The 23,387-nt window shown below is 60.0% G+C and carries 24 protein-coding genes; 19 read left to right on the forward strand and 5 right to left on the reverse strand.

Annotation, left to right across the window (positions count from 1 at the left end; genetic code table 11):
* Positions 1-80: 80 nt before the first annotated feature.
* Complete coding sequence (locus tag KW838_RS14565; RefSeq protein ID WP_218501416.1) at positions 81-1,286, reverse strand: MFS transporter; 1,206 nt, start codon at positions 1,284-1,286, stop codon at positions 81-83.
* Positions 1,287-1,608: 322 nt separating this feature from the next.
* Between KW838_RS14565 and KW838_RS14570 the strand changes: the two genes are divergently transcribed.
* From KW838_RS14570 to KW838_RS14595, 6 genes are all read left to right on the forward strand, one after another.
* On the forward strand, positions 1,609-2,091 hold the full coding sequence (locus KW838_RS14570) for a GNAT family N-acetyltransferase (protein ID WP_085724875.1): 483 nt from the start codon (positions 1,609-1,611) through the stop codon (positions 2,089-2,091).
* 195 nt (positions 2,092-2,286) lie between these two features.
* On the forward strand, positions 2,287-3,279 hold the full coding sequence (locus KW838_RS14575) for a 2-dehydro-3-deoxygalactonokinase (protein ID WP_218501417.1): 993 nt from the start codon (positions 2,287-2,289) through the stop codon (positions 3,277-3,279).
* A gap of 19 nt (positions 3,280-3,298) precedes the next feature.
* Complete coding sequence (locus KW838_RS14580) at positions 3,299-3,919, forward strand: 2-dehydro-3-deoxy-6-phosphogalactonate aldolase (protein WP_218501418.1); 621 nt, start codon at positions 3,299-3,301, stop codon at positions 3,917-3,919.
* A 45-nt stretch (positions 3,920-3,964) separates the two neighbouring features.
* Positions 3,965-5,113, forward strand: a complete 1,149-nt coding sequence (gene dgoD, locus KW838_RS14585; protein ID WP_007977010.1) for a galactonate dehydratase — start codon at positions 3,965-3,967, stop codon at positions 5,111-5,113.
* 190 nt (positions 5,114-5,303) lie between these two features.
* Positions 5,304-6,614, forward strand: coding sequence for an MFS transporter (locus KW838_RS14590; RefSeq protein WP_102700880.1), 1,311 nt, complete (start codon positions 5,304-5,306; stop codon positions 6,612-6,614).
* A gap of 60 nt (positions 6,615-6,674) precedes the next feature.
* Positions 6,675-7,478: an IclR family transcriptional regulator gene (locus KW838_RS14595; protein ID WP_102700879.1), complete on the forward strand. Its 804-nt coding sequence runs from the start codon at positions 6,675-6,677 to the stop codon at positions 7,476-7,478.
* A gap of 177 nt (positions 7,479-7,655) precedes the next feature.
* Here the strand turns inward: KW838_RS14595 and KW838_RS14600 are convergent, their stop codons facing one another.
* Complete coding sequence (locus tag KW838_RS14600) at positions 7,656-9,320, reverse strand: electron transfer flavoprotein-ubiquinone oxidoreductase (protein WP_218501419.1); 1,665 nt, start codon at positions 9,318-9,320, stop codon at positions 7,656-7,658.
* Between the two features lie 548 nt (positions 9,321-9,868).
* Here KW838_RS14600 and KW838_RS14605 point away from each other — a divergent pair.
* From KW838_RS14605 to KW838_RS14650, 10 genes are all read left to right on the forward strand, one after another.
* Entirely contained in the window at positions 9,869-10,618 is a 750-nt protein-coding gene (locus tag KW838_RS14605) for an electron transfer flavoprotein subunit beta/FixA family protein (RefSeq protein ID WP_015093946.1), read from the forward strand.
* A complete protein-coding gene (locus tag KW838_RS14610) occupies positions 10,619-11,548 on the forward strand; it encodes an electron transfer flavoprotein subunit alpha/FixB family protein (protein WP_056727194.1) in 930 nt (309 codons plus the stop codon).
* A 194-nt stretch (positions 11,549-11,742) separates the two neighbouring features.
* The gene (locus KW838_RS14615) at positions 11,743-12,579 is read left to right on the forward strand and encodes an ABC transporter substrate-binding protein (protein WP_218501420.1); all 837 of its coding nucleotides are present in this window, start codon (positions 11,743-11,745) and stop codon (positions 12,577-12,579) included.
* A 9-nt stretch (positions 12,580-12,588) separates the two neighbouring features.
* Positions 12,589-12,945 carry a DUF4398 domain-containing protein gene (locus tag KW838_RS14620; protein ID WP_015093949.1) on the forward strand — a complete coding sequence of 119 codons (357 nt, stop codon included), beginning with the start codon at positions 12,589-12,591 and terminating at the stop codon, positions 12,943-12,945.
* Complete coding sequence (locus tag KW838_RS14625; protein WP_102700874.1) at positions 12,942-13,748, forward strand: OmpA family protein; 807 nt, start codon at positions 12,942-12,944, stop codon at positions 13,746-13,748. Before KW838_RS14620 ends, KW838_RS14625 begins: the two co-directional genes overlap by 4 nt.
* A gap of 335 nt (positions 13,749-14,083) precedes the next feature.
* The gene (locus tag KW838_RS14630; RefSeq protein WP_102700873.1) at positions 14,084-15,523 is read left to right on the forward strand and encodes a PLP-dependent aminotransferase family protein; all 1,440 of its coding nucleotides are present in this window, start codon (positions 14,084-14,086) and stop codon (positions 15,521-15,523) included.
* Between the two features lie 80 nt (positions 15,524-15,603).
* Entirely contained in the window at positions 15,604-16,086 is a 483-nt protein-coding gene (locus KW838_RS14635) for a translation initiation factor 2 (RefSeq protein ID WP_218501421.1), read from the forward strand.
* 166 nt (positions 16,087-16,252) lie between these two features.
* The gene (locus KW838_RS14640; protein WP_102700871.1) at positions 16,253-16,507 is read left to right on the forward strand and encodes a YkgJ family cysteine cluster protein; all 255 of its coding nucleotides are present in this window, start codon (positions 16,253-16,255) and stop codon (positions 16,505-16,507) included.
* A 42-nt stretch (positions 16,508-16,549) separates the two neighbouring features.
* Entirely contained in the window at positions 16,550-17,155 is a 606-nt protein-coding gene (locus tag KW838_RS14645; RefSeq protein ID WP_102700870.1) for an START domain-containing protein, read from the forward strand.
* Positions 17,156-17,492: 337 nt separating this feature from the next.
* Positions 17,493-19,586, forward strand: coding sequence for an LTA synthase family protein (locus KW838_RS14650; protein WP_218501422.1), 2,094 nt, complete (start codon positions 17,493-17,495; stop codon positions 19,584-19,586).
* Between the two features lie 58 nt (positions 19,587-19,644).
* On the opposite strand, the gene KW838_RS14655 is transcribed toward KW838_RS14650, so the two are convergent.
* The gene (locus KW838_RS14655; protein WP_172435350.1) at positions 19,645-19,803 is read right to left on the reverse strand and encodes a DUF3309 family protein; all 159 of its coding nucleotides are present in this window, start codon (positions 19,801-19,803) and stop codon (positions 19,645-19,647) included.
* A gap of 277 nt (positions 19,804-20,080) precedes the next feature.
* Between KW838_RS14655 and KW838_RS14660 the strand changes: the two genes are divergently transcribed.
* The 3 genes from KW838_RS14660 to csrA all read left to right on the forward strand — a co-directional run bounded on the left by KW838_RS14660 (position 20,081) and on the right by csrA (position 21,633).
* Positions 20,081-20,896 (forward strand): SDR family oxidoreductase, encoded by an 816-nt coding sequence (locus tag KW838_RS14660; RefSeq protein ID WP_218501423.1) that lies wholly within the window; start codon positions 20,081-20,083, stop codon positions 20,894-20,896.
* 64 nt (positions 20,897-20,960) lie between these two features.
* Positions 20,961-21,293 carry a YnfA family protein gene (locus KW838_RS14665; protein ID WP_218501424.1) on the forward strand — a complete coding sequence of 111 codons (333 nt, stop codon included), beginning with the start codon at positions 20,961-20,963 and terminating at the stop codon, positions 21,291-21,293.
* Positions 21,294-21,447: 154 nt separating this feature from the next.
* Complete coding sequence (gene csrA, locus KW838_RS14670; RefSeq protein WP_102700867.1) at positions 21,448-21,633, forward strand: carbon storage regulator CsrA; 186 nt, start codon at positions 21,448-21,450, stop codon at positions 21,631-21,633.
* 4 nt (positions 21,634-21,637) lie between these two features.
* On the opposite strand, the gene KW838_RS14675 is transcribed toward csrA, so the two are convergent.
* Together KW838_RS14675 and KW838_RS14680 are read right to left on the reverse strand one after the other, a co-directional pair.
* A complete protein-coding gene (locus KW838_RS14675; protein WP_003199186.1) occupies positions 21,638-21,865 on the reverse strand; it encodes a YheU family protein in 228 nt (75 codons plus the stop codon).
* Positions 21,866-22,066: 201 nt separating this feature from the next.
* Positions 22,067-23,257: an osmoprotectant NAGGN system M42 family peptidase gene (locus KW838_RS14680; protein WP_007973683.1), complete on the reverse strand. Its 1,191-nt coding sequence runs from the start codon at positions 23,255-23,257 to the stop codon at positions 22,067-22,069.
* Positions 23,258-23,387 lie beyond the last annotated feature (130 nt).

A 23,387-nucleotide genomic window follows, 5' to 3' on the forward strand; every position in this document is an offset into this window, starting at 1 on the left:
GTGTTGTCTCCAACGGGTAGAGTCCTTACCTGATTAGTCCGTCCTCGACCGGGATAGGTGCGTTGTCAGCGACGGACGGCTCAGGCCTGCGTCAATGCCCTGACCGCTGCTGCCCTTCGCCATATCAATCGGCCTGCGGTGATCAACCAGTTGAGCGCAGCAACCGCCAACACGGTGAGCAGCAGGGTGGCCATCCCTTGCTCGACGATGATTTTCCCGGCCAGCAAGGGGAAGCCGAACACTCCGATGAAGTACGACAGGCTGAACAGCAGCAGGGATTGCGCGGTGGTGCCAGTCGGCGCTTCATTGGCGGCCAGGCCGTTGATCACCGAGTAGGTCAGGCCGTAACCGATCCCGAGCATCACCGCCGCGAGCACGTAGCTGAAGCTGCTGTCGACGACAAAACCGAACAGGACGATCGATGCCAGCATCAGCCCCGAAAGCAGGCACGAGGCACGCAATGGGTCGCGCTTGACCACGAACCCGGCCACCAGCATTCGGCCACTGATCGCCGCGCTCATGAAGCCTAGGAAGAACAGCGAGTAGTCGAGCGAGCGCGCTGCGGCATAACTGGTTTGAAAGCTCGACAGCCCGCCGAACACGCAGCCGCCAAGACCGACCATGATGATCGGGAAGACAGCCCTGGACGACAGCACCTGGCCTGCGGCACGCCACGAAATCCGCGACACGCTGCCCGATGGCAGGGAGGCCTGATTCAATGTCCGCTGCAGGCGCCAGAACAGCAGCACACCGATCAGGCTGGCCAGTGCCGCCAGATAAAACGCAGCGCTCACCGGATAACCGAGGGCACTCGCCGCGCGGCCGAGCAGCGGGCCACTGCCGATCCCGGTCATCATGCTGCCCGACAGCAGGGCGAAGTATCTGGCGCGCTGTGCGGGTGTTACCAGGCTTGCCACGATGATCGGCCCCAGGGTGTAGAACACGCCCCAACCCAAGCCCAGCAACAGGCCGAAAAACAACAGCAGAGGGCCGAAGCCCGGGGTCAGGGCGAAGCCCAGGCTGGCCGCTACCAGCAACACACCGAACAGTGCCACTGACCGGGCGGCACCGAGCAGGTCGGACAGATGGCCGGAAACGATCACCGCCGCAAAGGTGCTGAGCATCGCCGCCGAAATCACACTGCCGGCATCGTGTTCGTTGCCGCCACGCGCGCTGATCAACAGCGACAGCAGGAAGGTCGAGCCGTAGGACAACGACAATAGATAACTGGCGAGGCAAAACAGGCCGAACAACTTGCTTGAGACTGGGGGTGTTGCGGTAGACATGACGCGGTTCCTTGACCGGATAAGTGAGCAGCGCCGCTATCTAACCACGCAGTGCCCGAATGTCAGGTCCAAGGTTATCGATGCCAGGGTTAGTGGTGACCGGAGTGAAACCTCTGCGTTGTTGTGGCGATCCAGCTTTTGTGGCGAGGGAGCTTGCTCCCGCTGGCCTGCGAAGCAGGCCCTTTCTCAAAGACTGCGTTCCACCTGTAAGACTCAAGTGTTCTTTTTGGGGCTGCTGCGCAACCCGGCGGGAGCAAGCTCCCTCGCCACAGGCCACGCGTCGCCTTAGTATGGCGTTTTCAACTTTAGACAAGGCACGTCCATGACGATCGAAATCCGCCCGGCGACCCCCAGTGATGCACCGCAAATCCTCGCGTTCATCACTGAACTGGCCGACTACGAACGTGCCCGCCATGAAGTCATCGCCAGCGTTGCCGATATCGAGCGCAGCCTGTTCAGCGAAGGCGCCACCGCCCACGGCCTGATCTGCCTGCGCGACGGTGCTGCCATCGGTTTCGCGGTGTTCTTCTTCAGCTATTCCACCTGGTTGGGCAGCAATTGCCTGTACCTCGAAGACCTTTACATCACGCCGGAACAACGCGGCGGTGGCGCGGGCAAGACCCTGCTGCGGCATCTGGCGAAAATCGCCTGCGCCAACGACTGCGGCCGTTTCGAGTGGAGCGTGCTGGAGTGGAATACGCCGGCCATCGATTTCTACAAATCCCTGGGTGCGCAGCCGCAGGAGGAGTGGGTTCGGTATCGGATGGATGGGGCCGTTTTGAGGGATTTTGCTGCGGGTAATTAATCGCCCTTAAAAGATCGCAGCCTTCGGCAGCTCCTACACCGGGACGAACGTTCACCTTGTAGGAGCTGCCGAAGGCTGCGATCTTTTTTTGTCTTAGTCTCACAATATGGGATTGATATTTATATATTGAGATTTCCCGGCATCCGGGTTTATAGTCCCGCTCACTCACTGCCAAAAACCAAAACAGGTGAAGCGATGCAGGCGCAATTGATCGCGCTCGACTGGGGGACAACCTCATTACGTGCTTACAAACTGGCTGAAGACGGGCAGGTGCTCGAACAGCGCTCGCTGGCGTCGGGGATCATGCAGTTGCCCAAGACGCCGAGAATCATTGGCGGCCGGGAATGCACCGACGGTTTTGAACTGGCTTTCGATGAGGCATGCGGTGACTGGCTCGATGCCCAGCCGCAATTGCCGGTAATTGCCTGTGGCATGGTCGGCAGCGCCCAGGGCTGGTGCGAAGCGGCCTACCGCGACACGCCGGCGAACGTCGCCACGCTCGGCACTTCCTTGCAAACCGTGCACAGCCTGCGCGGCGTCGATGTGCACATCGTGCCCGGCGTCATCGAGCGTTCACGTCTGCCGAACGTGATGCGCGGCGAAGAAACCCAGGTGCTTGGTGTGCTGCAAAACCTGTCGGGCGAGGCGAGCGCGGACCTGCTGATCGGCCTGCCGGGCAGTCATTCGAAATGGGTGGAAGTGGCCGACGGCTGCATCGTGCATTTCGATACCTTCATGACCGGCGAAGTCTTCGCCGTGCTCAGCGAGCACAGCATTCTCGGACGCACCCAGCAGCGTGGCGGGTCTTTCGATGGCGACGCGTTTGATCGTGGCGTGCAGGTCGCGTTATCGGCAGACGGTGAAACCGGTCCGCTGTCGACCCTGTTCAGTGCCCGCAGCCTGGGCCTGACGGGTGAATTGAGTGCCTGCGCCCAGGCCGATTATCTGTCCGGCCTGCTGATCGGCCACGAGTTGTCGGCCCTGGCCAATGTCCAGCGGCGTCGGCGCAACAGCGTGCACCTGCCGTCGATCATCCTTATCGGCAATACCCAACTCTGTGCCCGCTACCGCCGTGCGCTCGACGCCTGCGGTTTTACCCGGGTGACCCTGGCCGAACAGGCCACCGAACGCGGCTTGTGGCAACTGGCGCTCGCCGCCGGTCTGGTCACGTCCACCGCATCCCGTTAAACCTGCCTGGAGGTCTGACATGCTCAAACAAGCGCTGGCGCAAAACGGCCTGATCGCGATCCTGCGCGGCCTGCGTCCACAGGAAGCTGCCGCTATCGGCGAAGTCCTGTACGCCGCCGGATTTCGCGTCATCGAAGTGCCGCTCAATTCCCCTGAACCATACGACAGTATCCGCATCCTGCGCAGGACCTTGCCTGCCGATTGCCTGATCGGTGCCGGCACGGTGCTGACCCCGGAACAGGTCGAACGGGTGAAAGCGGCGGGGGGGCAGGTGATCGTCATGCCCCATAGCGATCCGAAGGTCCTGCGTGCGGCGAAAGCGGCGGGGCTGTACCTGTCGCCCGGTGTCGCCACACCGACCGAAGCCTTCGCGGCGCTGGCCGAAGGCGCGGACATCCTCAAGCTGTTCCCGGCCGAGCAAATGGGGCCGGCAGTCGTCAAGGCCTGGCTGGCGGTACTGCCGGCCGGGACGATCCTGGCGCCGGTCGGTGGCATCACCCCGGACAACATGCAGGAGTTTATCGACGCGGGCGTCAAAGGTTTCGGCCTCGGCTCCGGTCTGTTCAAACCGGGCATGACGCCTGCGCAGGTGGCGGCCAATGCCAAGGCCTATGTCGCTGCCTGGAAAGCCCTTCGCTAAGACTTTTTGGCGCTGCGAGCGCTGCATCCATAAGAGAGACAACAGATGAAAATCACCAAACTGACCACCTTCATCGTTCCGCCACGCTGGTGTTTCCTCAAGGTCGAAACCGACGAGGGCGTCACCGGTTGGGGCGAGCCCGTGGTCGAAGGTCGCGCCCATACCGTCGCCGCTGCCGTTGAGGAATTGTCCGACTACCTGATCGGCAAGGACCCACGCAACATCGAAGACATCTGGACCGTGCTCTATCGCGGTGGCTTCTACCGTGGCGGCGCGATCCACATGAGCGCCCTGGCCGGTATCGACCAGGCGTTGTGGGACATCAAGGGCAAGGCGCTGGGGGTGTCGGTCAGCGACCTGCTGGGTGGTCAGGTGCGGGACAAGATTCGCGTGTATTCGTGGATCGGCGGTGACCGCCCGGCGGACACGGCGCGTGCGGCCAAAGAAGCGGTCGAACGCGGTTTCACCGCGGTGAAAATGAACGGCACCGAAGAACTGCAATTCCTCGACACCTTCGACAAAGTCGACCAGGCCCTGGCCAACGTCGCTGCCGTGCGCGATGCGGTCGGCCCGAACGTCGGCATCGGCGTGGACTTCCATGGCCGGGTGCACAAGCCCATGGCCAAGGTGCTGATGAAGGAGCTTGATCCGTACAAGCTGATGTTCATCGAAGAGCCGGTGCTGAGCGAAAACTACGAAGCGCTGAAAGAACTGGCACCACTGACCAGCACACCGATTGCCCTCGGTGAGCGCCTGTTCTCGCGCTGGGATTTCAAACGCGTGCTCAGCGAAGGCTATGTCGACATCATCCAGCCGGATGCGTCCCATGCCGGAGGCATCACCGAAACCCGCAAGATCGCCAACATGGCCGAAGCCTACGACGTGGCGCTGGCGCTGCATTGCCCGCTGGGCCCGATTGCCCTGGCGGCTTGCCTGCAACTGGACGCGGCTTGCTACAACGCATTCATCCAGGAGCAGAGCCTGGGCATCCACTACAACGAGAGCAACGACCTGCTCGACTACGTGAAAGACCCACGGGTGTTCGATTACGACCAGGGCTTCGTGAAGATCCCGAACGGCCCGGGCCTGGGCATCGAGATCAACGAGGAATACGTGATCGAACGCGCCGCCATCGGCCACCGCTGGCGCAACCCGATCTGGCGTCATGCCGATGGCAGTTTTGCCGAGTGGTGAGTCACTGACACACCACTGAACCCTGTGGGAGCGAGCCTGCTCGCGAAGACGATGGTGCATTCAACATGGATGTTGCCTGACACACCGCATTCGCGAGCAGGCTCGCTCCCACAGTTTGATCTCCTTGCACAGTGAGATCTGCGTTAACCCGGTTCTCGACCTCAATAACCATAAGAAGAGGCACCCCCCCATGCAACCGCAAACCCTCACCGGCCAGGCGTCGTTGGTGGCGCCCAGCCGCAAGCGTTTTTTCATAATGGTGCTGTTGTTCATCACCGTGGTGATCAACTACCTGGACCGCAGCAACCTGTCGATTGCCGCCCCGGCATTGACCAGTGACCTGGGCATCGACCCGATCCACGTCGGCCTGATCTTCTCTGCCTTCGGCTGGACCTACGCGGCCATGCAGATCCCCGGCGGCTGGCTGGTAGACCGGGTCCCGCCACGCATTCTTTACACGGCAGCGCTGTTGCTGTGGTCGATTGCCACCGTGATGCTCGGCTTCGCCGGCAGCTTCATCGCGCTGTTCGTGCTGCGCATGGCGGTCGGGGCCCTGGAAGCGCCGGCCTATCCGATCAACAGCCGCGTGGTCACCACCTGGTTCCCCGAGCGGGAGCGTGCCACGGCCATCGGTTTCTACACCTCCGGACAATTCGTCGGCCTGGCCTTCCTGACACCGGTGCTGGCCTGGCTGCAGCACGAATTCGGCTGGCACATGGTGTTCGTCACCACCGGCGCGGTAGGCATTCTGTGGGCCGTGATCTGGTACGCGGTGTATCGCGAGCCACGGGATTTCAAAGGCGCCAATCAGGCGGAGATCGACTTGATCCGCGAGGGCGGTGGGCTGGTGGATATCCAGGCCGAACAGGCCAAGGTCAAAACCAAATTCAGCTGGACTGACCTGGGGATTGTCCTGACCAAACGCAAGCTCTGGGGTATCTACCTCGGGCAGTTCTGCCTCAACTCGACCCTGTGGTTTTTCCTGACGTGGTTCCCGACCTACCTGGTGAAATACCGCGGCATGGACTTCATCAAGTCCGGCCTGCTGGCGTCGCTGCCGTTTCTCGCGGCCTTTGTCGGCGTACTGTGTTCCGGTTTTTTCTCGGACTTTTTGATCCGTCGCGGTTACACGGTGGGTTTCGCCCGCAAGTTGCCGATCATCAGCGGCTTGCTGATTTCCACCTCGATCATCGGCGCCAACTTCGTTGAGTCGACGCCGCTGGTGATTGCCTTCCTCGCGCTGGCATTTTTCGGCAACGGCCTGGCTTCGATCACCTGGTCATTGGTGTCGACGCTCGCCCCGGCGCGTTTGCTCGGGCTGACCGGCGGGGTGTTCAACTTCATCGGCAACCTGTCGGCGATTGCCACGCCTATCGTGATCGGCTTTCTCGCGACGGGTGATTCCTTTGCCCCGGCGATCACCTACATCTCGGTGCTGGCATTGATCGGTGCACTGTCCTACATCTTGCTGGTGGGCAAGGTCGAGCGTATCAAGTTGTAGTCGTGGCACGCGGGCGACCATAATGCCGCCCGTTCACTCGCTCAACGGTAAAGGCTGGATATGCAGGAAGACGCCCCAAAAATCGCCAAGGACGCCGCACCGACCGGCACCCAGACCCTGCTTCGCGGTTTGGGTGTTGTTCATGCCGTGGCCAGCGGCGCCCGCGATCTCAAGGAAATCGCCCGGCTGATCGGTACCACGCGTAGCACCACCCATCGCCTGGCCAGTTGCCTGGTGGACGAGCGTTACCTGCGGGTGGTGCCGCAAGTCGGTTATTTGCTGGGGCCGAAGTTGATCGAGTTGGGCTTTCAGGCCCGTGAAGAGTTGCCGTTGGTGACCCTGGCCGGGCCGTATCTGGATGAGTTGTCGGCGTTGACCGGCGACACCGTTCATCTGGCGATCCGTGAAGGCGACGAAGTGCTGTACCTGCACAAGAACCCGGGACGCAATGGCCCGGAAATGCGTTCGCGGGTCGGCCATCGCATGCCGCTGGCGCGCACGGGGATCGGCAAGGCGCTGATGCTCGATGATTCGCCGCAAGAGTGGCAGCGCCTGTACGAAGTCAGCCTGCCGGTGGGTGGGAAAAACCAGTTCTGGCCGCAGCACCCGGAGCAGTCCTGGGAGCAGTTTCAGCAGCGCATGGTCGAGTACGTGGCCGGCGGCTACGCCTTCGATCTGGAAGATAACGAGCCGTCGATCCGTTGCGTGGCGGCGCCGGTGCGCGATGCCAGCAAGCGCATCGTCGCCGGTATCAGCATTGCGAGCACCGTGCCGTATATGCCGCTGGAGAAAATGGCCGAGCTGATTCCACTGATCAAGGGTGTTACGGCGCGGCTCTCGGCGGAGCTGGGTCTCAAGGTCTGATTCGACCCCTTTGTGGGAGCGGGCTTGCTCGCGAAAGCGGTGTATCAGTCGACATCAATGTTGAATGAATGACCGCTTTCGCGAGCAAGCCCGCTCCCACAAGGGGTTTGTGTTGTTGCATAAATGCCAGGCAACAAAAAGGCCCCCATCCGGGAGCCTTGATGTTCAGCGGTCGGCTTACATGTTCGGGTAAGTCGGGCCACCAGCGCCTTCCGGCGTTACCCAGGTGATGTTCTGTGCAGGGTCCTTGATGTCGCAGGTCTTGCAGTGAACGCAGTTCTGGGCGTTGATCTGGAAGCGCTTCTCGCCGTCTTCCTTGGTGATCACTTCATACACGCCGGCCGGGCAGTAACGCTGTGCCGGCTCATCGTACAGCGGCAGGTTCTTGCTGATCGGGATGCTCGGATCGGCCAGCTTCAGGTGGCACGGCTGCTCTTCTTCGTGGTTGGTACCGGAGATGAACACCGAGCTCAGTTTATCGAAGCTGATCTTGCCGTCCGGTTTCGGGTAGTCGATCTTCTTGCAGTCGGCCGCCAGTTTCAGGCAAGCGTAGTCCGGCTTGGTGTCGTGCAGGGTGAAAGGCAGTTTGCCGCCGAAGATGTTCTGGTCCAGCCAGTTGAAACCGCCACCGACAATGGCGCCGAACTTGTGGATCGCCGGGCCGAAGTTGCGGCTGGCGAACAGTTCGTCGTAGAGCCAGCTCTTCTTGAACGCGTCGACGTAAGTGGTCAGCTCTTCGCTGCCGTCCTTTTCAGCGAACAGTGCTTCGGCCACGGATTCAGCGGCGAGCATGCCGGACTTCATCGCGGTGTGGCTGCCCTTGATCTTGGCGAAGTTCAGGGTGCCGAGGTCGCAACCGATCAGCGCGCCGCCCTTGAAGACCATCTTCGGCAGCGAGTTCAGGCCGCCTTTGCAGATGGCGCGAGCGCCGTAGCTGATACGCTTGCCGCCTTCCAGGTATTGCTTGAGCACCGGGTGATGCTTGAGGCGCTGGAACTCGTCGAATGGCGACAGGTAGGTGTTGCTGTAGGACAGGTCGACGATCAGGCCGACGACGACCTGGTTGTTTTCCAGGTGATAGAGGAACGAGCCACCGGTGTTCTCGGTGCCCATGATGTCCATCGGCCAACCGGCGGTGTGCACCACCAGGCCTGGCTGGTGTTTGGCCGGGTCGACTTCCCAGATTTCCTTCAGGCCGATGCCGTAGTGCTGGGCATCGGCATCGCTGTCGAGGTTGAAGCGCTTGATCAGCTGCTTGCCGATGTGGCCACGGCAACCTTCGGCGAACAGCGTGTACTTGCCACGCAGTTCCATGCCCGGGGTGTACAGGCCTTCTTTCGGGTTGCCTTCGCGGTCAACGCCCAGGTCGCCGGTGATGATCCCGCGAACTACGCCGTTCTCGTCGATCAGCGCTTCCTGAGCGGCGAAGCCCGGGTAGATTTCCACGCCCAGGTTCTCGGCCTGCTGGGCCAGCCAGCGGCACAGGTTGCCCAGGGAGATGATGTAGTTGCCTTCGTTGTGCATGGTCTTGGGCACAAAGAAGTCTGGAACTTTCTGCGCGCTTTCAGCGTTCTTCAGCACGAAGATGTCGTCACGGGTGACGGGGGTGTTCAGCGGCGCGCCGAGTTCTTTCCAGTCCGGGAACAGTTCGTTCAGGGCGCGTGGTTCGAACACGGCACCGGACAGAATGTGAGCACCGACTTCGGAGCCTTTTTCGACCACGCAGACGCTGATTTCCTTACCGGCTTCGGCGGCCTTCTGCTTCAAGCGGCAGGCGGCGGAAAGACCAGCGGGGCCGGCACCGACGATGACGACGTCGAATTCCATGTATTCGCGTTCCACAGGTTATCTCCTACTCAAGGCTCAACAGTTTTTTTTCTAATTTGGAGGTTGGGTGTCGCATCCATGAATTCCGGCGCAACGCCGAAAGCGGACAATCGATTGACCACCTTTCTCTTTGGGTGGCGCATTATATCTACACCACTCTCAGCGTCCAATACAAACGTTTGTTTGAATTGGCTCAAAGCCAGAGAAATCAAAGTCACGCGCCTTATGAACGGCCATTTTGGCGTATTGACCGGAATAGGCGTTCCGGTCAAGATACGGGCGGTTTTGCGCTCGCCGTAGGCTGGCAGTTGGTTTCAAGAGCACCTCTAAAGACAGGGCGATGGCAGTAGAGAGTGATGCGCTGCGCGGGTTTGATGCGCAGTTTACACGCCGCGATGTTGAATGACTCGTCAGTCACCACTGACGAACGGTCATGCAGATCATGAGCGCTGGTCACTTGACACCTTTGCCGGCGTTTTTGGAGGTGCCCTTGCGCCCGATGAGCATCAACCGCCAGGTTCGCCTAGGCGACTTTCTTTTCACCGGAGAGTAACGAGGAATCCATGAAGGTTCTTGTAGCTGTCAAACGCGTTGTGGATTACAACGTCAAGGTTCGCGTCAAGGCGGACAATTCCGGCGTCGATCTTGCCAACGTCAAGATGTCGATGAACCCGTTCTGCGAGATCGCCGTGGAAGAAGCCGTACGCCTGAAAGAAAAAGGTGTTGCGACTGAAATCGTCGTCGTCTCCGTCGGCCCGTCCACCGCTCAAGAGCAACTGCGCACCGCGCTGGCTCTGGGTGCCGACCGCGCCATCCTCGTCGAGTCCGCCGAAGACCTGACTTCCCTGGCCGTTGCCAAGCTGCTGAAGGCCGTTGTCGACAAGGAACAGCCTCAGCTGGTGATCCTTGGCAAACAAGCCATCGACAGCGACAACAACCAGACTGGCCAGATGCTCGCTGCATTGAGCGGCTACGGTCAGGGCACGTTCGCTTCGAAAGTCGAAATCAGCGGCGACAGCGTTGCCGTGACTCGCGAAATCGACGGCGGCGCGCAGACAGTTTCCCTGAAACTGCCGGCCATCGTCACCACCGACCTGCGTTTGAACGAGCCGCGCTACGCGTCTCTGCCAAACATCATGAAAGCCAAGAAGAAGCCTCTCGAAGTGCTGACTCCGGACGCTTTGGGCGTTTCCACCGCCTCCACCAACAAGACCCTGAAAGTCGAAGCGCCGGCTGCACGCAGCGCGGGTATCAAGGTCAAGTCGGTGGCTGAACTGGTCGAGAAACTGAAAAACGAAGCGAAGGTAATCTAAATGACTATCTTGGTTATTGCTGAACACGACAACAAAGTGCTGGCCCCGGCCACGCTGAACACCGTTGCTGCCGCCGCCAAAATCGGTGGTGACATCCACGTTCTGGTTGCAGGCCAGGGCGCTGGCGCCGTGGCTGAAGCCGCTGCGAAAGTCGCTGGCGTGGCTAAAGTGCTGGTAGCTGATAACGCTGCCTACGCTCACCAACTGCCGGAAAACGTTGCGCCGCTGGTTGCCGAACTCGGCAAGGGCTACAGCCACATCCTGGCTGCCGCTACTTCCAACGGTAAAAACATCCTGCCGCGCGTTGCCGCTGCACTGGACGTTGACCAGATCTCCGAGATCATCTCGGTAGAAAGCGCTGACACCTTCAAGCGCCCGATCTACGCCGGTAACGCCATCGCTACCGTTCAATCGAACGCTGCAGTGAAAGTGATCACCGTGCGTGCCACCGGTTTCGACCCGGTTGCCGCTGAAGGTGGTTCGGCTGCTGTTGAAGCGGTTGCTGCTGCCCACGACGCTGGCATCTCCAGCTTCGTCGGCGAAGAACTGGCCAAGTCCGATCGTCCGGAACTGACCGCTGCCAAGATCGTCGTTTCCGGCGGGCGCGGCATGCAGAACGGCGACAACTTCAAACACCTGTACGCCCTGGCCGACAAGCTGGGCGCTGCCGTGGGTGCTTCGCGCGCCGCGGTCGACGCAGGTTTTGTTCCGAACGACATGCAGGTCGGTCAGACCGGCAAGATCGTTGCTCCACAGCTGTACATCGCCGTCGGTATCTCCGGCGCGATCCAGCACCTGGCCGGCATGAAAGACTCCAAAGTGATCGTTGCGATCAACAAGGACGAAGAAGCGCCGATCTTCCAGGTGGCCGATTACGGCCTGGTGGCGGACCTGTTCGAAGCCATCCCTGAGCTGGAGAAGCTGGTCTAAACCGGCTGCTTCACTTATAAAGAGCCCGGCCTTTTGGTCGGGCTTTTTTTTGCTCTCTGTAGGAGCGAGCCTGCTCGCGATGGACTTCAATGCGCCGCGTTTTTCCAGAATGAACGCGTCATCGTTAACGTCCATCGCGAGCAAGCTCGCTCCTACAGGGGAGGCATAACCGGGTTTGAGTGGAGTGTGAAGCCATGGATCTGCGCTGTGTGTGGAGCTTGCTGGGATTGACGCTGTTGCCGGCGCTGTCTTTCGCCGCAAGCAAATGCGAACGCCTGGTGGTTACCGGCAGCCCCGACGCGCCGCCGTACCTGTGGCAAGACCCGCAGAATCCCAAACACCTGATCGGTGCCAGTGCCGATTTGCTGCAGCAAGTGGCGGGGGAGTTGGGGCTCAAGGTCGAACTGCTGTATGCCGGCAAACGCGCCCAGGCCCTGGACGAAGTGCGTAGCGGACGCATGGACATGCTGGCGGACGCGACGTTGACCGTCAGTGAGTTGGAAACCCTGGATTACATCCATCCACCCTTGCTGGAAAACGACTACCTGGTCTGGACGCGCAAGGACTCGACGCTGGTCTACAACGAAGCGCCAGATCTGCACGGCCATCCGGGTGCCGTGTCGGAAAAGGCTCGATTGACCCCGGAATTCGGCACCTTTGCCGCACAGCAATTAACCCTTGCGCGCACGTCCAACCTGACCCTGGCCTTTCAGAAACTGTTGTTGGGTGAAGTCGAATTTGTCCTGGCCGGACGTTACTCGGGCATGGCGACTGCACAGGCACTGGGCATGGCCAGTGATCTGAGCGCGCGTTCGCAACCGGTCGACAAGCCTGGCCTGTTCCTGGCGATTTCCCACAACTCGGCCTGCAACGATCCGTGGTTGCGCGGACAGTTGGCCAAAAAGATGACAGAATTGCCCGCGTCCGGACTGACGGAAGCCGTGCTGATGCGCAATATCGAGCGCTGGAAGGCACAGCGCTCACAACCGCAGCAACCCTCGCAACAACCCGTCAGTACCCCAAAACAGTAGGGATATTTAGTGAGTATTCGACCTCTTTTCGCTGCCGTGGCCATTGTCGCCCTGGCGGGTTGTGCAACCGATCCGGCGCCGAATGAACAAATGCGCCTGACCGAACAGGCACTCGAACAGGCCAAGGCCGTGGGTGCCACCGCCGACGATGTGCCGGAAATGAAACTGGCCGAGGACAAGTACAACCGTGCCAAGGGCAACATGACTGATCAATCGTTCAAGAACGCGCGCATGCGGGCCGAACAGGCCGAGCTGGATGCGCGCCTGGCTGAGGCCAAGGTGTTGACGGCCAAGAGCGAGGAACAGTTGAACGTGCTTAACACCCGCATCGCCCGTCTGCAAAAGCAACTGGGAGATGCTCAATGAGCCTCAAGCGCAAAACCCTTGGCGGTTTGATCCTGGCCGCCAGCCTGACCGGTTGCGTCAGCCAGCACAGTGAGAACGCGTTGCAGCAGGCCGGAACCGACTTTCAGAAGGTCAAGGAAGACTCCAATGTGCTGCGAATCGCCCCCAAGGACGTGATCCGCGCCGGTGAGTCCCTGGCCCGTGCCGACCGCCTGTCCAGCTATTGGGGCAGTGGTTCGGACGTGGTGCATTACGCCTACCTGAGCCAGCGCTATAGCGCCATTGCCCGGGAACACACCAATCAGGCGCTCAACGAAGAGCAAGCGGCAAAACTCGAACTGGAACGCCAGCGTCTGCAACTGGCATTGCGTGAGTCCAAACTGTTCAGTGTGCAGCAGCAAGGCAAATGGCTCGAAGAGCAGATCCTGGCATTGACCACCTCCCAGACCGACCGCGGTCTGGTGATGACGTTGGGCGACATGCTGTTCGACACCGGCGAAGCGGAATTGAAACCTTCGGCCAACCGCGTGGTGTTGAAGATCGTGCAGTTCCTGCAACTCAACCCCAAGCGTGTGGTGCGCATCGAAGGTTACACGGACAGTACCGGGGGCAAGCAGGAAAACCTCAAGCTGTCTCGCGACCGCGCACAGTCGGTGGCTGACGTGCTGATAGACCTGGGCATCGACGACAAGCGCATCCAGGTCGAAGGTTATGGCGACGAGTATCCCGTGGACGCGAATGCGTCGGAACGGGGCCGTGCGCAGAACCGTCGGGTGGAAATCGTGTTTTCCGACGAAAACGGCCAGCTCGGCGCCGCCCGCTAAATCTGCTCCAGGGTGACGCTATGCACCCTGTAGGAGCTGTCGAGTGAAACGAGGCTGCGATCTGTTGATCTTGCTCTTGATGCTCAAGTGGGGCTGAAAAGATCGCAGCCTCGTTTCACTCGACAGCTCCTACAAGCTCCTACAGCCTTACGACCCGGTCTGCCATGCGGCGCCGGGTTTTTTTATGCCTGCCGATTACCGCACAAAACAGTACAGATTTTGCTGACACTGCACTGTACGGTCGACTATTGTGGTAACTGTCCCCGTACACTTCTAAACTGTTCCGGTATTGTTTTACACAAGAATAAAATGCCCGTGAAATCGAGTGCTGCGTCATGACCAATCTTTTGCTCTATCAACGTATTGCTCAACAACTGGCCGAAGACATCCGCCGTGGGGTCTATCAGCCGGGAGAGCGCGTGCCTTCGGTGCGCAAGATGAGTTCGCAGCTCAATGTCAGTCATGCGACGGTGTTGCAGGCGTATGCCAATCTCGAAGATCAGGGGCTGATCCGCGCCCGGCCGCAGTCGGGTTACTACGTGCACCAGACACCGGCACTCACGGCGCCGACGCCGGACATCGCCCGGGTCGAGCGCCCCGGCCTGGTCACCCGTAGCAGCATCATTCAACAAGTGTTGGTCGAATCCCGTCGTGAAGGTGTCTTCCCGCTGGGCGCTGCGGTGCCGAGTGTCGACTATTTGCCGGTGCGGGCGCTGCATCAGCAATTGGCCAAAGTCACTCGTTTCCATAGCCCGCGCGCCTTCAGTTACATGTTCAGTCCCGGTTTCGAGCCGTTGCGCCGGCAGGTGGCGATCCGCATGCGCGATGCCGGCGTTGTGGTCGATCCGTCGGAAGTGGTGATCACCCACGGCTGCGTCGATGCGCTGCAGATGTCCTTGCGCGTGCTGACCCGCCCGGGCGATCTGATTGCAGCCGAGTCGCCGACCTATTACGGGTTGCTGCAACTGGCCGATCTGTTGGGCCTCAAGGTCATCGAGATCCCTAGCGATCCGGCCACGGGCATGAGCCTGGAAGCCCTGCAACTGGCAGCCAACCAATGGTCGATCAAGGCGTTGGTGCTGACCACCCGGCTGAGTAACCCGTTGGGCGGCACCATGCCTGAAGAACGACAGAAACAACTGCTGCGCCTGGCGTCGGACTTCGATATCCAGATTGTCGAAGACGATATCTACGGTGAGCTGATGTTCGAGCAGGGACGCACCAAATCCCTCAAGGCCTATGATCGGCTGGACCGGGTGATCTATTGCTCGAGCTTCTCGAAAACCCTGTCGCCCGGGGTGCGGATCGGCTGGATGATTGCCGGCAAGTTTCAGCAGGAAATCCAGCGCTTGCAGACCTTCAGCACGCATTCAGCGTGCAGCGTGACCCAGATGGGCATTGCCGCTTACCTTGAAAACGGCGGGTACGACCGGCATTTGCGCTTCATCCGTCAGGAGTACCGCAAGAACCTCAGTGCCTTCCAGCTGGCCGTGCAGCAGTATTTCCCGGAAGGCACGCAGATGACCCGGCCTACCGGTGGCTTCATTCTGTGGGTCAGTCTGCCGGGGCGGGTCAACACCCAGGAGTTGCACGTGCGGGCATTGCAGCAGGGCATCAGTATTGCGCCCGGGCTGATATTCAGTAATACCGAGCAATTCAATCACTGCATTCGCCTCAATTGCGGCACGCCCTGGAATCGTGAAGCCGAGCGCGCGTTGATGACCCTGGGCATGCTGGCCACCCAACTCTGCCAGGAGATGGCTGGCGGTTTGTAATAGTCTGCTACTGCGCTTGTCTTGTGGGCTGCAACAGGCGAGCATATGTACCTCTGCCGTTTGCACCCACCGTTGGATACATGAAACCGATTTTTCCTGCTGCCTGGCTTTTGCTCTGCCTGATTGCGAGTATTCAGCCGGTATCCGTCGTTGCCGCCACCGAGCAGGACCAGCAGACCACCGGCAGTTTCCACGTAGCACCGATAGAAACCGCACCCGCAAAAAAAGCCTCGCCGGCCAAGAAACCGGCGACGCCCGCGAAAAAACGCCCACCCATTGCTTCCAAATCGAAACCGGCCAGCGAAGTGGTAAGGACCGAGCTTCCATCCGCCAAGCTGGACCTGAGCTTGCCCAAGGATATGGTTCAGGAACTCAAACCGGTCGGAACAGTGCCGTTGTCCAAGCGCGAACCGCTGTTACCCCAGATGTTCGGTGACAAAAGCGGCAGCAGCCCGTTCCAGCTCAACGGCCGCCTGCTCAGCAATGAAATGCAGCTGCAACTGCGCAATGAAGAGCGCCGCGAGGTTGAAGGCGCGGCACTGGATTTCGAGTTCAAGCAGTAACGCCAACAAGATCCGCGAGCCGCAGAACAGACGCTTTGTCGGAGACTGCTCGGTCATGCCCGTTTGCGTGGAAAAACCCGCTCGCAGGTAATTTAAAACAACTGTTTTAGCGGGTACTCTGTGCCCCGTCCTTTTACACATCACTCGTCGCGAGGAGCTTGTCGTCATGAAATGCCGTGAGGGTTGTGGCGCTTGTTGCATTGCCCCTTCCATCAGTTCACCGATACCCGGTATGCCTGACGGCAAGGCCGCGGGGCAGCGTTGCCTGCAACTTTCCGCCGATAACCTGTGCAATATTTTCGGCCAGCCGGAACGGCCGGCGGTGTGTTCTGCCTTCGAGGCCGACCCCGAGGTGTGCGGAAGCAGCAGCGAAGAAGCCATCCGGCTGATTGGCTGGTGGGAGCAAATGACGGCGGCGTGATGTGTTCCAACGAACGGAACTTCAACAATAAGGAATAAGACTATGGGTTCGCTGCATCGTATGGCTGTGCTGTGTGGTTTGACGGTTGTGCTGGCTACCTCGACGGCCCAGGCCGAAGACTGGAAAGTCAAAAAAGACGAAGACGGCATCAAGATCTCCCTGAGTGAAGTGGCCGGGTCCGACTACAAGGCCTACCAGGGCGTCACGCTGATGAAAACCACCATGGCCAAGCTGCGTGCGTTGCAGGATGACGTGTCCGGAGCCTGCGCCTGGATTCACGAATGCAAAACCCAGAAGCTGCTCAAGCACGAAGGTGACCAGAGCTGGACCTACACTCAGTTCAACACCCCATGGCCGGTTACTCCGCGTGATTCGGTGCTGCACATCACCACCACCGAAGGTGCCGATGGCAGCCTGACCCGCAAGCTCGAAGGCGTACCGAAATACCTTCCTGAAGAAAAAGGCTTCGTCCGCGTCACCAAGGTCGACGGTTTCTGGAAGTTCGTACCCAAGGGCGACCAGATCGAAGTGACCTATCAGGTGCACACCGAACCGGGCGGCAGCGTGCCGTCGATGGTGGCCAACAAGTTCGTGGTGGATGCCCCGTTCAATACCTTGAAAGCCCTCAAGGAACGCGCCGAGAAGTGACGGTGTGGTTCATTTAAGGTGACTTCGCAGCGCCCCGACCGTTTCGGGGCGTTTGCGTTTTTGACAGGGCAGGGCGCTTTAATTTGTTTCCAGATATGCGTTGCACGAAATTTTCACCACGTCTCCAAGACAATTCGCCGGCTCTCCCGCAACCCGCAGCGTATTCCTGAATGCAGGATGAAACAGTCGGGATGAGGGTAGTTATCAATGGCAATACAGCCGTTGATCGTGCAACATTTGCGCACCGCGCAATCCCCCGGGCCTGGTACTGGCCAAAAAGAGGGCAAGGCGCAGCTGTATTTTTGAAACTTCAACTTCCAATGGGTCCTAAAACGACATGGCAATCCCGGACGCCCTGAATCAGCAGCGAGCTTCTAGTCGCCTGCTGCAACCGACCGTCAAATCGCATCTGGCCTACACGCTGTTGTGTGCCCTGGTCATGATGGTCATGTTCAGCCTGCTGCGCGTCGCGCTGCTGGTCTACAACCGCTCGATGATCCTCGATACACCGGCTTCGACCTTCCTCGAGGCCTTCGCCAACGGTCTGCGTTTCGACCTGCGTCTGGTGGTCTATCTCAGTATTCCGTTGCTCCTGGCATTGTTCAGTGTCCGGGCCATGGCCGCACGCGGGCTGTTCCGTCTCTGGCTGACAGTCGTCTCCAGCATTGCGCTGTTCCTGGGCCTGATGGAGATGGATTTCTATCGTGAGTTCCACCAGCGCCTCAACGGCCTGGTCTTCCAGTACGTCAAGGAAGATCCGAAAACCGTGATGAGCATGCTCTGGTACGGTTTCCCCGTGGTCCGCTACCTGCTGGCATGGGCCGTGGGCACCTGGGTCCTGAGCCTGGCATTCAAGGGCGCGGACCGTGCGACCCGCCCTCGTGGCCCGTTCAGTGGCGGCAGCATCGGCACTCGCCAGGTTGCGCCGTGGTATGCACGCATTGGTGTGTTCGTGGTTTGCCTGCTGATCTGCGTCGTCGCGGCCCGTGGCACCTTGCGTCAAGGCCCACCGATGCGCTGGGGTGATGTCTACACCACAGATTCCAACTTCGCCAACCAGTTGGGTCTCAACGGTACGCTTTCTCTGGTCGCCGCAGCCAAGAGCCGGATGTCCGAGGATCGCGACAATATCTGGAAGGCGACCCTGCCTCAGCCTCAAGCCCAGCAAGTGGTGCGTGACATGCTGGTGGTACTGGCCGACAAACTGGTGGATACCGACACCGCAGCGGTACGTCGCGATTACACCCCGCCGGCCGACAAGACCCTGCCGATCAAGAACGTCGTTGTGATCCTGATGGAAAGCATGGCCGGTCACTCGGTGGGAGCGCTGGGCGGGCCGGGCAACATCACGCCATACCTCGACAAACTGTCAAAGGAAGGCTTGCTGTTCGACCGCTTCTTCTCCAACGGCACCCATACCCACCAGGGTATGTTCGCCACCATGGCCTGCTTCCCGAACCTGCCGGGCTTCGAATACCTGATGCAGACCCCGGAAGGCAGCCACAAGCTGTCTGGTCTGCCGCAGTTGCTCAGTGCCCGTGACTTCGACGACGTGTATGTCTACAACGGCGATTTCGCCTGGGACAACCAGTCGGGTTTCTTCAGCAACCAGGGCATGACCAACTTCATCGGTCGTAACGATTTTGTGAACCCGGTGTTCTCTGATCCGACCTGGGGCGTGTCCGACCAGGACATGTTCGACCGTGGCCTGGTCGAGCTCAAGGCGCGAGAAAACGGCAAGCCGTTCTATGCCTTGCTGCAAACCCTGTCCAACCACACGCCTTACGCCTTGCCGACGCCATTGCCGGTCGAGCGCGTCACCGATCGTGGCAGCCTGAACGAACACCTGACCGCCATGCGTTACTCGGACTGGGCACTGGGCCAGTTCTTTGAAAAGGCCCGCAAGGAGCCGTACTTCAAGGAAACCCTGTTTGTCATCGTCGGTGACCACGGTTTTGGTAACGAACAGCAGATCACCGAGATGGACCTGGGCCGCTTCAACGTGCCAATGCTGATGATCGCGCCGGGCATCCAGGAAAAATTCGGCCAGCGTGACCACACCGTGGGCACCCAGATCGACATCGTGCCGACCATCATGGGCCGCATCGGTGGCGAAGTGCGCCATCAGTGCTGGGGACGCGACCTCCTCGACCTGCCGGAGGGCGATGCCGGTATTGGTGTGATCAAGCCGTCGGGCAGCGAGCAGACCACGGCCATCCTCACCGCCGACCAGATTCTGGTCCTGCCGAAGGACAAGGACATGGCGCCGAAGTTGTATCAGTATGAATTGGGTGCCAAGCCTGGCGCCAAAGTCATTGCCGATGCGCCGCGTACCGCCGAGTTGAAACTCAAGCTCGAAGCGTTCCTGCAAACAGCGACCAAGAGCCTGCTGGACAACACCGCAGGTGTCGTTGACGGCACGCCGGACTAAGTTGTGACGCAATAGAAAAGAGGCCCTTCGAGGGCCTCTTTTTTTTGCCTGGCGGTTTTTATATTCGGCCAAGCAAGAGCAGGATCAACAGCACCACCAATACGACGCCGATGATTCCGGACGGGCCGTAACCCCAACTTCTGGAGTGTGGGAAGACCGGTAAACCACCGATCAGTAACAGGATCAGAATGATGATCAGTATTGTGCCCATGTCTATTTCCTTGTCGAAATGCAGTGGAATGACCATGCCAATCAGGTCAGCGGGAATGAAGTAAATTCGAGCTGCTTAAAAATTCCGACTCTCGCGCCTGCCGGAAAATTCCAAGTTTTTTTGAAGTATTTCGGACAGGTCCTTATTTCTTTTGTGATTGCCTTAGTTGCTTGTCACGCGTCCGCGGTTTGCTCGGGCCATTCAGCAATCTGATGGAGCGTGGGTCGGGCAACTTCCTTCGCTACACTCGATGCATCTTCCGAGAACAACAAGGCTGTTTGCTATGCAAAATCGCATGATGATCACTGGTGCAGGCTCTGGCCTGGGTCGCGAAATCGCGCTGCGCTGGGCGCGTGAAGGTTGGCAACTGGCCTTGTCGGACGTCAGCGAGCCCGGTTTGCAGGAAACCCTGAAGCTGGTCCGTGAAGCCGGTGGCGATGGTTTTATCCAGCGCTGCGACGTGCGCGACTACAGCCAGCTGACGGCGTTCGCCCAGGCCTGTGAGGTCAAGCTCGGCGGCATCGATGTCATCGTCAATAACGCGGGTGTAGCCTCTGGCGGCTTCTTCAGTGAGCTGTCCCTGGAGGACTGGGACTGGCAGATCGCGATCAACCTGATGGGTGTGGTCAAGGGCTGCAAGGCTTTCCTGCCGCTGCTGGAACAAAGCAAAGGCAAGATCATCAACATCGCCTCCATGGCCGCGCTGATGCAAGGCCCGGCGATGAGCAACTACAACGTTGCCAAGGCCGGCGTGGTGGCGTTGTCCGAAAGCCTGCTGATCGAGCTGGCGCATCAGGAAGTCGGCGTCCATGTGGTGTGCCCGTCGTTCTTCCAGACCAACCTGCTGGACTCCTTCCGCGGCCCGACCCCGGCCATGAAAGCCCAGGTCGGCAAGTTGCTGGAAAGCTCGCCGATCAGTGCCGCCGACATTGCCGACTACATCTACCAACAGGTCGCAGCCGGCGAGTTCATGATCCTGCCCCACGAACAGGGCCGCATGGCCTGGGCGATCAAGCAGAAGGACCCGCAATTGCTCTACAACGAAATGACCGTCATGGCCGATAAAATGCGCGCCAAGGCCAGGCAATCCGCAAGCTGATCTTGCCCGCAGGCAACGCTGTGGTTAGGGTGGCCGCCATCGGCCATCCTTGCGAGACGCTTGCATGCTCAATTACCTGTGGTTTTTCCTCGCCGCGCTGTTCGAAATTGCCGGTTGCTTCGCCTTCTGGATGTGGCTGCGCCAGGGTAAAAGCATGTGGTGGGTGGTGCCGGCGCTCCTCAGCCTGACCCTGTTCGCGCTGCTGCTGACCCGTATCGAGGCCACCTACGCCGGCCGCGCCTACGCTGCCTACGGTGGCATCTACATCATTGCCTCGATTTGTTGGCTGGCCGTGGTCGAGCGGATTCGTCCGCTGGGTTCGGACTGGCTCGGCGTGGCGCTGTGTGTGATGGGCGCGAGTATCATCCTGTTCGGTCCGCGATTCTCCGCGTCCTGACAGCTCGTCCCTACAATCAACCTGCTTGTCAGACTTTTCCGTCAGCGGGGTGGCTCAGGGGCTGTCAGTCCGGTCCGGTTTGCTGTCGGAGCATTGTAGGCGCACGGCGGGCCGGGCATCTTCAGGGGCCAATAACCCCTGAAGGACACTCCTTATGCTCGTACTCAGTCGCGTTGTGGGCGAAACCATTTCCATCGGTGACAACATTTGCGTGCGCGTTCTCGCGGTCAACGGAAACCACGTTCGCTTTGGCGTCGAGGCTCCCCAGGACGTCAATGTGCACCGCGCCGAAATCTATGAACGCATCCAGAACAAACTGGCGAAAACCAAAGAACGCTGAAGCTTCAGTCAAACAGGTGCTTGGGCACGTCATGCTTGAGCATCAGTTGGCATTGCTCGCTTTCCGGGTCGAAGACAATCAGTGCCTGGCCCTTGGTCAGCGCCTGGCGCACGCGCAGTACGCGGGTTTCCAGCGGCGTGTCGTCACCATTATCGGTGCCGTCGCGGGTCACGAAATCCTCGATCAGGCGGGTGAGGGTGTCGACTTCAAGTTGGTCGTGGGGGATCAGCATAGGCACCTCGGTTGGATCAATGGCGCGATGCTACGGCGATTGGGCTGTTGCGGCTAGCCTTGGGCTGATGTGTTGTCTGGTCCGGCGTCTTCGCGAGCAAGCCCGCTCCCACATTCGACCGCATTCTCCTGGAGTAACTCGGTCAACTGTGGGAGCGGGCTTGCTCGCGAAGGCGATCTGTCAGGCAATGAAGAGTCTGCCTCAGCTCTCCGACCGCTGCCCCACCAGGCTGTCCACCGACGGCACCCGCGTATCGCTTTCCATCTGGGTGTCATGTTCGAGCTGATGGCTGAACCGGTCCAGTGAGCCCTTGGCCGGTTGCGCATCGCTGGCAAACACCGGCGGGCTGAGGATGTAGGCACCGAGCAGGCGGCTCAGGGCGGCGAGGCTGTCAATGTGGGTGCGTTCGTAACCGTGGGTGGCGTCGCAGCCGAAGGCCAGCAGGGCCGTGCGTATGTCGTGGCCGGCGGTGACCGCCGAATGCGCGTCGCTGAAGTAGTAGCGGAACAGGTCGCGGCGTGCCGGCAGCTCGTTGTCACTGGCCAGGCGCAAGAGGTGGCGCGACAAATGATAGTCATACGGTCCGCCGGAGTCCTGCATCGCGATGCTTACTGCATGTTCGCTGGAGTGTTGGCCGGGCGCGACCGGTGCGATGTCGATGCCGACGAATTCACTGACATCCCAGGGCAACGCCGCCGCGGCACCGCTGCCGGTTTCCTCGGTGATGGTGAACAGCGGATGGCAGTCGATCATCAGTTCTTCGCCACTGTCGACGATGGCTTTGAGGGCCGCCAGCAGTGCGGCCACTCCAGCCTTGTCATCGAGGTGGCGGGCGCTGATATGGCCGCTTTCGGTGAACTCCGGCAACGGGTCGAAGGCGACGAAATCGCCGACGCTGATGCCCAGCGACTCGCAGTCGGCGCGGGTGGCGCAATAGGCATCCAGGCGCAACTCAATGTGATCCCAACTGATCGGCATCTCATCCACGGCGGTATTGAACGCGTGCCCGGACGCCATCAACGGCAGGACGCTGCCACGGATCACGCCGTTGTCGGTAAACAGGCTGACGCGGCTGCCTTCGGCAAAGCGGCTGGACCAGCAGCCAACCGGCGCGAGGGTCAGGCGGCCGTTATCCTTCACTGCACGAACCGCCGCGCCGATGGTGTCCAGGTGGGCGGAAACGGCGCGGTCGGGGCTGTTCTTCTTGCCTTTGAGCGTGGCGCGGATGGTGCCGCGACGGGTCAGCTCGAAGGGAATGCCGAGTTCTTCAAGGCGTTCGGCGACGTAGCGCACGATGGTGTCGGTGAACCCGGTGGGGCTGGGAATGGCGAGCATTTCCAGCAGGACTTTTTGCAGGTAACCGAGGTCCGGTTCGGGGATTTTGCTGGTCATGGAAACTCCTGATGAGTTGAGCGCATCGATGGTTTCGATGAGGGATTTGTGTTGTTTGTCAGTCCGTCTTCGCGAGCAAGCCCGCTCCCACAGTTGACCGAGTTACTCCATGCAAATGCGGTCGAATGTG

The organism is Pseudomonas sp. PDM27, assembly GCF_019219205.1.
GTDB lineage: Bacteria > Pseudomonadota > Gammaproteobacteria > Pseudomonadales > Pseudomonadaceae > Aquipseudomonas > Aquipseudomonas laurylsulfatiphila.